Source organism: Streptomyces sp. NPDC059851 (assembly GCF_042732005.1).
Classification (GTDB): Bacteria; Actinomycetota; Actinomycetes; order Streptomycetales; family Streptomycetaceae; genus Streptomyces.
This window is the reverse complement of the sequence record NZ_JBHWJJ010000112.1, coordinates 19604-28207: the sequence shown is the minus strand read 5'-3', so window position 1 is coordinate 28207 and position 8604 is coordinate 19604. Positions and strand designations below refer to the sequence as shown.

Sequence of the window (8604 nt, the reverse complement as noted above, 5' to 3'; positions counted from 1 at the left end):
GCCGGGGTCAGGGGCCGGGGTCAGGGGCCGGGGGGCCGGGATCCGGTTGGTGGGGCTCCAGGAATTCGAGGCGGTTGCCGACGGGGTCCTCGGAGTAGAAGCGGCGGTGCCCGGGCAGGTCGGCGTCCCAGATGACGGTGGCGCCACGCTCTTCGAGTCCGGCGGCGTAGGCCTCGATGCCGGTCACCCGCAGCCCCGGGTGGGCCTTGCGGGCGGGCCGGAAGTCCTCCTCGACGCCGAGGTGCAGCTGGACGGCCCCGGCGGCGAACCAGCAGCCGCCGCGGGCGGCGAGGGCGGGCGGTTTGGGGATCTCGGCCATGCCCAGGACGTGGGTGTAGAAGGCGCGGAGCCGGTCCTCCGTGCCGGGCGGCGCGGCGAGCTGGACGTGGTCGACGGCGGTGAGCAAGGTCAGCGCTCCTTGACGGCGACGGCGAAGATGCGGCGGAAGGGGAAGACGGTGCCGCGCGGGCCGGCCGGGTAGGCGGCGCGCAGCAGGGCGCGGTATTCGACGAGGAAGGCTTCCGCGGCCCGGGGGTCGTCTTCGAGGGCGGTCAGGACGGGGCGCAGGGCGGTGCCCTTGACCCAGTCGAGGACGGGGTCGGGTCCGGGCAGCAGCTGGTAGTAGGTGGTCTCCCAGGTGTCGGCGGTGCAGCCGAGCTCGGTGAGTCGGTCGAGGTACTCGGCGGCGTCGAGGACGTGGGTGTAGCGGGAGCCGTGGCCGGCGAGCCGGTCGCGCCAGGGCGGGCTGTCGCAGAGTCGGGCGAGGAGGGCGTGGCTGGGGGCGGCGTGGTTGCCGGGGACCTGGAAGGCGAAGGTGCCGCCGGGGCGGAGGGCGTTGATCCATGTGGCGAAGGAGCCGGGGTGGCCGGGGACCCACTGGAGGGCGGCGTTGGAAACGATCAGGTCGTAGGTCTCGTCGGGAAGCCAGTCGGCGATGTCGGCGCGGCGGAAGTCGAGGGTGCCGCCGCCGGGGGTGGGTCCGGCGTATTCGGTGTCGGCGCGGTGGAGCATGTCCGCGGAGAGGTCGAATCCGGTGGTGCGGGCCCGGGGCCAGCGTCCGGCGATCAGGGCGGTCACGTTGCCGGGGCCGCAGCCGAGGTCGGCGATGCGGGCGGGGTCTGTGGGGAGTTCGGGGATGCGGGCCAGGAGGTCCAGGAAGGGCCGGGTGCGGTGTCCTGCGTGCCGGAGGTACTGCTGGGCGTCCCAGGTGGGCACGGCGCGCGTGGTGGCGGTGGGCAGCCATGCCGAGGTGTCCGTATCAGAATGCATGTTCGAGCCTCCCTGCTGGCGGGCCGGTCGGAAGCGCAAGCCGCTTACGGCCCCCTCCATGCCCGCGACCGTCCCAAATATATCTCGACATCAAGATTCACGTATTCAAGATATACCCCTCCGAGACTCTTGCATTCAAGAGACTTCACATCGACAGACCCCTTACACTGATCGGCATGGAGGACGAGGTCGACCGGTTGGTCGCGGCATGGCGGCGGGAACGCCCTGACCTCGACGTGGAACCGCTGGAAGTGCTGAGCCGGGTCAGCAGGCTCGCCCGCCATCTCGACCGCGCCCGCAGGCTGGCCTTCTCCGAGCACGGCCTGGAGCCGTGGGAGTTCGACGTGCTGACCTCGCTGCGCCGCGCCGGCGCGCCCTACCAGCTCTCCCCCGGCCAGCTGCTGACGCAGACTCTGGTCACCTCGGGCACCATGACGAACCGCATCGACCGGCTCGCCAAGAAGGGGCTCGTCGAGCGGCTGCCCGACCCCAGCGACCGGCGCGGGGTCCTGGTCCGACTGACCCCCGAGGGCCGTGACCGCGCCGACGAGGCCCTTGCCGGGCTGCTCGCCCAGGAACGGGCGATCCTGGCCCAGCTCTCCCAGGCCCAGCGCGCCGACCTCGCCGCCCTGCTACGCCAGTTGACCGCTCCGTTCGACAACATCCCCGGGTAGGTCCGCCGGCCGTACGCCCGCACGCCGGGCCAGCGCCACGGCCGCCAGCGTGGAGTGCACTCCGAGCTTGCCCAGCACGTTCTGCATGTGCGTGCGGACGGTGTGCGGGGACAGGAACAGCCGGGCCGCCACGTCCTTGCGGCCCAGCCCCGCCACCATGCAGCGCAGCACCTCGTGCTCGCGCGGCGTCAGCGACTCCACCAGCCGCTCGCTGTCGCTGCGGTGCTTGCGCGCGGCGGTCAACTCCCGCAGCACGCCGGTGAGCAGGGCCGGCGGCAGGTGCGTCTCCTCGCGCAGCACCCCCCGGATGACGGCCAGCAGCCGCGACAGCGAGCAGTCCTTCGCCACCCAGCCCGAGGCCCCCGCCTGGAGGGCGTACGCGGCCCGGCGCGGGTCGTCGCGTCCGGCGAGCACGACGGTGCGGACCGCGGGATGGGCCGCCCGTACGCCGGCGACGAGCGCGATGCCGTCCGAGCCGGGCGGCGCGGGCGCGGACCCTGACTCCCGTTGGGCGGGCACCGGCCCGGCGGCGCCGAGGTCGGCGTCGACCAGCAGCACGTCGAAGCGGCGCCCCTCCGCCACTGCGCGCTCCAAGCAGCGCAGGGCGGCGGGGCCGCTGCCGGCCGCGGACACGTCGACGTCGGGCTCGGCCGCGAGAGCGGCAGCCAGCGACTCGGCGAAGATGCGGTGGTCATCGACCACGAGAACACGGATGCGAACCACGAAACCCCCAAGGGTCGGGGACGGACGACTGCGGGTACGGCGCCCGGACCGGATGACGGAAGCTGCCGCGGCCGCCGCCGAGACATCTCTGCACTACCCCGGACCGGACGCCGTACCCGGCACGTCTCGACCCCTGAATCAACACCGGCCCCCACCGGTGTCACGCATCAGCGTAGAGCGGGGTGCGTCCCGCGGTTGGCCGAATAGCAGAACTTTTCCGGGCGGTTTTCCGGTCGGACGGTCCCCAACGGCCCCGCACCTGGCCTGAATACGGCGGTTCCAAGGGGCCGTAAGGCCCTTTCCGGTCCTGGAGGTGCCCCGGGCAGGTGCGCGGGGGGCGTTTCACCCGGCGTGTGCGCGCCGGGCGCCCGCGCACGGCACCTCCCCACGGCGCTCCGGGGCCGGGCACGCTCCCCCGGGCGCCGACCGACGGCGCCCGACGGCGCCCGACTGAGCACGCCTGCTCACCGGCACGACGCACCGCGCCCCCGCACGACGGCGTGCGGGGGCGCGGTGAAGGCAGTGAAGGCGGCGCAGCGGTCAGCCGCGCAGGGCGCGGGTGAAGTCCCAGGCGTCGGCGATGATGCCCTCCAGGTCGGGGCGGGACGGGGTCCAGCCGAGCTTCTCGTGCGCGGCCTTGGCGGAGGCGACGAGCACGGCCGGATCGCCGGCCCGGCGCGGGGCGACGACCTCCGGGATGTCCTTGCCGGTGACCTTGCGGACGGCCTCGACGACCTCGCGGACCGAGAAGCCGTTGCCGTTGCCCAGGTTGCAGATCAGGTGCTCGCCCTCGGTGGCGGCGTCCAGCGCGGCCAGGTGGGCCTCGGCGAGGTCGGCGACGTGGATGTAGTCCCGTACGCAGGTGCCGTCCTGGGTCGGGTAGTCCTCGCCGAACACCGAGATCGACTCCCGCTCGCCCAGGGCGACCTGGAGCACCAGCGGGATCAGGTGCGTCTCGGGGTCGTGGCGCTCGCCGTACTGGCCGTACGCGCCGGCGACGTTGAAGTAGCGCAGCGACACCGCGGCGACGCCGTGGGCCGCGCACTCGCCCGTGATCATGTGGTCCACGGCCAGCTTGGAGGCGCCGTACGGGTTGGTGGGGCGGGTGGCGGACTCCTCCGTGAGCAGGCTCTCGGTGGGTTCGCCGTAGGTGGCGGCGGTGGAGGAGAACACCAGCTTGCGCACGCCGTGCGCGCGCATGGCGCCCAGCAGGGCGAGGGTGCCCCCGACGTTGTTGTCCCAGTACTTGGCCGGGTTCGCGACGGACTCGCCGACCTGCGAGAACGCCGCGAAGTGCAGGACCGCGTCGTAGGAGGGGTCCAGGTACCGCTCGGCGTCCTGGATGCGGCCCTCGATGAAGGCGGCCCCGGCCGGGACGCCCTCGCGGAAGCCCGTGGAGAGGTCGTCGAGGACGGTGACCTCGTGCCCGGCCTCCAGCAGGTGCGCCGCGACGACGCTGCCCACGTATCCGGCGCCGCCGGTGACCATGTACTTAGAAGACGGCGTCTTGCTCACTGGCCTACTACCTCTCGCAGGGGAACGCACGCGCGACGGTGCACATGCCGGTCACTGGCTTACCGGATTACGGGCTTCCGGGGAAATCGGCCTCCGCCCGCGGGAGTGCCGCGCGCTCCAGCAGGCCGGTCCGGGCGGCCAGCGCGGCCGCCTCCAGCCGTGAGCCGACGCCCAGCTTCATGAGGACCCGCTGCACGTGCGTACGGGCCGTGCTGGGCGCGATCTCCATGCCCGCGGCGATGAGTCGGGTGTCCTCGCCCTCGGCGACCCGGACCAGCACCTCCACCTCGCGCGGGGTGAGCAGCCGCAGCAGCCGGCTGCCCTCGTCGTCGGGCGCGGCCGCGGGGTTGAGGAGCTCCGCGAACGCCCCCTGCAGCAGCTGCGGGGAGATCGCGGCCTCCCCGGCCCGCGCCTTGGCCAGCGCCCGCTCGACGCCCTCGATCCGCTCGTCCTGGCGTACGTACCCGCAGGCGCCGGCGGCGAAGGCGGCGGCGATCCCGCGCGGGCTCGGCACCGGGCCGAGGACCACGACCGCTGTCTGCGGGCGCTCCCGTCTGATGCGGACGACGGGCTCGAAGACCCCCGGCTCGGCCGGGGTGGCCGTGCCCAGCAGGCAGACCTCCGGAGCGCGGCTGATGACCAGGTCGGCGGCGCCGGCGGCCGGTGCGGCCGCGGCGAGCACCCGGTGCCCGCGCAGTTTCAGGGCCGAGGCGAGCGCCTCGGCCAGCAGCCGGTGCTCGTCGACCACCATGACGCGTACGCCCATTGGGCCCCCACCCTCTCCCCTTCTGCCCCGGCAAGCTACACGCTTGTTCGACGGCGTGCGGCGGATACGGCACAGAAGCCCCCGGAAGGCGGACCTTCCGGGGGCTTCTGCCGACCGTGGGCGGGGCGGGGATCAGCTGGCGCTGAAGGACACGAACAGGTACTCCGGGTCCAGCTTGTCGGAGTACGGCTTCCTCACGTTCGTGCGGGAGATGAAGAGCTTGCCGTTGTGGTAGCGGAACTCGGAGTAGTCGGGCGAGAAGGCGGTCTCGGCGGTGCGGCTCGCCTTGTCCGACGGGTTCTCCATCAGGAGGGTCTCCTTCATCGTCATGCCGTCGATGGAGACGATCTGGCCGCCCTTGTCGTACGGGGGCACCTTGTAGGCGATGATGTTCGACCCGTCCATGCGGAGCGGGAACATGGTGTACCGCTCACCGGCGTCGGCGCGGTCGGTGGTCTGCTTGCCGGTCTCCAGGTCGAAGGAGAGCAGCTCGTTGGTGCGGGCGATGGAGGTGTCCTTGCCCTGGTGCTCGGCCGACGGCACGTAGACCTTGCCGTTGCCGACCACGATGTTGGTGCACTGCTCGACCTCGCTGCGGCACTTGCCGCCGAAGTTGCCGGAGGCGAGCGAGATGCGGGCCTTCAGCTCGCCCTTGGGGTCGACCACGAACAGGTCGCTGACGCCGGTGCCGTTCTTGGCGGTCCTGCCGACGTTGGCGGCGACGACCAGCGGCTTGGTGGAGACGATCGAGGCCGAGTCGATGCCCTCGGACAGCTTGTACGAGGCCGTGGGCGCGCCGGTGGTCGGGTCCAGGCTCTGTGCGTACAGGGTCGGGCCGCACTTGCGGATGACGCCGAGGCCCTCGCCGCCCGCGTAGCCGACGTCCTTGCAGTCCTGGGCGTCGACCTTGGGCGTCCACAGCGGCTTGCCGTCGGCGAGGTTCCAGGCGGCGCCGCCCCTGTGGCCGGCCGCGGCGACGGTCTGGCCGCTGATGGTGACCTCGTTGAGCGGTGGGGGCTGGTCGCCGGTGGCGCTGCTCTTGGCGTTGCCGGACCAGACGAGCTTGCCGGTGTTCAGGTCGATGACGCCGACCTCGGTGCACGGCGGGTACTTGTTCTCCGGCGTGGCCGGGACCGGCCTGAACACCACGGCCGACTTGTTGTCGGTGACGTGCTTGGTCGCGGCGCAGACCTCGCCCGGGAACGGCAGTTCCCACTTCTTGCCGCCGTCGACCAGGTTGTAGCCGACGATCTTTGACACGTCGGTCTTGACGTACGTGGAGTCGGTGAGCCAGGAGCCGGTGACGGTGGTGATCTCCTCCGGCGTCGGGCTCGGGTGGTTGTACAGCGGCCGGGACTTGGTGTTGGCGGGCACCTTCTCCGAGCCGGGCGTGCCGGCGGGGGCCTTGCTCGCGCCGGCCGTGGGGTTGCCCGTGGGCTCGTCCCCGCCCCCGTCGTCGGAGGCGTACCAGAGGCCGCCGGCGACGATCAGCACGACGGCGAGCGCCGCCGCACCGATGATCATCATCTGGGTGCGCTTCTCACCGCCGCCGCCCGCACCGGATGGGGCCGGCTGCGGCGGGGCCGCCTGCATGGGGGCCGTCGGGGCGCTGTACGGGTTCGGGGCGGCGGGCCCCTGCTGCGGGTAGCCGTAGCCCTGCTGGGGGTAGCCGTAGCCCTGCTGCGGGTAGCCGTACGCGGGCTGCCCGGGCGGTGCCTGCGGCGGGACGGCCGGCCCGCCGGCGGGCACGGTCGGCGGCGTGCCGGGCGGGGTGGCCGGTGGCACGGCGGCCGGCTGCTGGGGGGCCGTCGGCGGCTGCGGGCCGGCGGCCGGCGGCTGCGGCGGGGCGGGCGGCGGCGGGGGCGCGCCGTAGCCCCCGGGCGGGGGATCCTGCGGCGCGCCGAAGCCGCCGGCGGGCGGCTGCTGAGGGGGCGGGGGGGTACTCATCGGTTGCTGTTGCCTCTCGGTGGCGGCTCGGTGGACTCGTTCACTTTCCGAAGACCATCAGGAGCTTCTCGTCCTTGCCCTGGGCGCGCAGGTAGGTGACGGAGATGTAGAGGCGGCCGCCCACGTAGTCGATCTGCGGGCCGTAGAAGGCGTTCTCGATCGGAGCGGCATCGCCTGACGGGTTGCGCAGCAGGGGGGTGGGCGTGCCCCCGGAGGCCGGGATCGCGACGACCTCGCCGCCCTTGTCCTTCTCGGCGGACCGGTAGGCGATCAGCTGCCCGTTCTCCATCCTGATCGGGGTGAGGGTGCGGCTGTCGCCGGCCGGGGTGCGCCACTTGGCCTTGCCGGTGGCCAGGTCGAAGGCGACGATCTCGTTGGCCTTCCCGGTGTCCGCGGCGGTCGGCATGTAGAGGGTGCCGCCGTCGACGACGGTGGTGCGGCAGACCTCCAGGGATCCCCCCGGCGCGGGGATGCACTCGTTGGCGAACTTGCCCTCGCCGCTCACGGTGGCGCGGTGCTTCCCGTCGGGCCCGAGGACCACGATGGCGCGCTCGTTCTTCGCCTGGTTGCCGATGTCGAGGACGACCGGGTCGAGGGAGTAGACGTTGGCGACCTTGTAGCCGTCGGGGAGCTGGTAGGTCCAGGTCTTCTTGCCGGTGACCGGGTCGGCGCCCGAGACCTCGCCCTTGCCGTCCTTCTCCAGGCAGCGGGAGACCGCGATCATCCTGTTGTTGTGGACGGTGTACTCGCCGGGCTTGCAGCCCTCGGCGGACCCGCTGCCGAACAGCTTCTCACCCGTGCTGATCTTGAAGGCGCTGGCGGAGCCGCTGCGGCTGACGGCGACGGTATCGCCGGTCATCCCCAGGGTGGGGCTGGTCATGATGTCCAAGAACCCCTCCTCGGGGATCTCCTTGGACCAGCCCTCCTTGCCCGTCTTCAGGTCGACCAACCGCATCCGGTTGCACTGGGCGCCGTCGGCTCCGCTCTCCCTGTACAGGACGACGGTCTTGGCGTCGGCGGTGGTCTGCGGCGTGACGGAGCAGATCGGGGCGGGGAAGGCGAGCGTCCACCGCTCCTTGCCGTCGCCGGACCCGTAGGCGGTGAGGTTGTTCCACAGCCTCTTGACGACGGTGTCGCCGACGACCCACTGGCCCTCGGTGGGGACGCCCATGCCGGGGCCGTCGATCGTGGCGGTCTTGAGCCAGAGGACCTTGTCCTCGCCCTGCTTGCGCCCGGTGTTGAGGTCCTCGACGGCCTGGGAGCCGTTCCCGCTGCCGTCGCCCTTGTCGGGGGTGCCCGAGGCCTCCGGGCCCGCGGGCGGGGAGCTCTGCGCGACCGGAGCGGCCGGATCCTTCTTCCCTCCGGCGAGGAGGGCGTACCCGCCGGCACCGAGGACGAGCACGCCGGCCACCACGGCCGCGGCCAAGACGGTGGTGCGCCGGCGGCCGGACGGGCCCCCCGGAACCCGGCCCTGGCCCGCGCCCCCGGCCGTGCCGGGCTCCGTCGGGAAGGAGTACGCGGGCTGCCCCAGCGGCGTGGTGGGGGGCTGCGGCTGGGCGTACGGGTTGGGGCCCTGCGCGGGCAGGCCGTACGAGGGCTGCGGGGGGCCGGGGAGGTGCCCGTAACCGTCCGGCGCAGGCGGCTGGTTCGGCGGCTGGGGCGGCTCGGTCATCAGCGCATACCTTCGGGCGTCGGGTCGGAGTGGGGGGA

General features: G+C 73.0%; 8 protein-coding genes. 1 reads left to right on the top strand and 7 read right to left on the bottom strand.

Annotation, left to right across the window (positions count from 1 at the left end):
* Positions 1-7 precede the first annotated feature (7 nt).
* Both ACFV7Q_RS29180 and ACFV7Q_RS29175 read right to left on the bottom strand, forming a co-directional pair.
* Positions 8-406, bottom strand: coding sequence for a VOC family protein (locus ACFV7Q_RS29180; protein WP_385432808.1), 399 nt, complete (start codon positions 404-406; stop codon positions 8-10).
* A 2-nt stretch (positions 407-408) separates the two neighbouring features.
* Complete coding sequence (locus tag ACFV7Q_RS29175) at positions 409-1269, bottom strand: trans-aconitate 2-methyltransferase (RefSeq protein WP_385432806.1); 861 nt, start codon at positions 1267-1269, stop codon at positions 409-411.
* Between the two features lie 176 nt (positions 1270-1445).
* Here ACFV7Q_RS29175 and ACFV7Q_RS29170 point away from each other — a divergent pair, with 176 nt between their 5' ends.
* Positions 1446-1943, top strand: coding sequence for a MarR family transcriptional regulator (locus ACFV7Q_RS29170; protein ID WP_360630695.1), 498 nt, complete (start codon positions 1446-1448; stop codon positions 1941-1943).
* On the opposite strand, the gene ACFV7Q_RS29165 is transcribed toward ACFV7Q_RS29170, so the two are convergent.
* The 5 genes from ACFV7Q_RS29165 to ACFV7Q_RS29145 all read right to left on the bottom strand — a co-directional run bounded on the left by ACFV7Q_RS29165 (position 1902) and on the right by ACFV7Q_RS29145 (position 8566).
* The gene (locus ACFV7Q_RS29165; protein ID WP_385432804.1) at positions 1902-2666 is read right to left on the bottom strand and encodes a LuxR C-terminal-related transcriptional regulator; all 765 of its coding nucleotides are present in this window, start codon (positions 2664-2666) and stop codon (positions 1902-1904) included. The two genes, ACFV7Q_RS29170 and ACFV7Q_RS29165, sit on opposite strands and share 42 nt — an antisense overlap.
* Positions 2667-3206: 540 nt before the next feature.
* Complete coding sequence (gene galE / locus ACFV7Q_RS29160) at positions 3207-4154, bottom strand: UDP-glucose 4-epimerase GalE (protein ID WP_385432811.1); 948 nt, start codon at positions 4152-4154, stop codon at positions 3207-3209.
* A gap of 94 nt (positions 4155-4248) precedes the next feature.
* Positions 4249-4947: a response regulator transcription factor gene (locus ACFV7Q_RS29155; RefSeq protein ID WP_385432802.1), complete on the bottom strand. Its 699-nt coding sequence runs from the start codon at positions 4945-4947 to the stop codon at positions 4249-4251.
* 132 nt (positions 4948-5079) lie between these two features.
* Positions 5080-6894 (bottom strand): PQQ-binding-like beta-propeller repeat protein, encoded by a 1815-nt coding sequence (locus ACFV7Q_RS29150; RefSeq protein ID WP_385432800.1) that lies wholly within the window; start codon positions 6892-6894, stop codon positions 5080-5082.
* Positions 6895-6934: 40 nt separating this feature from the next.
* On the bottom strand, positions 6935-8566 hold the full coding sequence (locus ACFV7Q_RS29145; protein ID WP_385432798.1) for a PQQ-binding-like beta-propeller repeat protein: 1632 nt from the start codon (positions 8564-8566) through the stop codon (positions 6935-6937).
* Positions 8567-8604 lie beyond the last annotated feature (38 nt).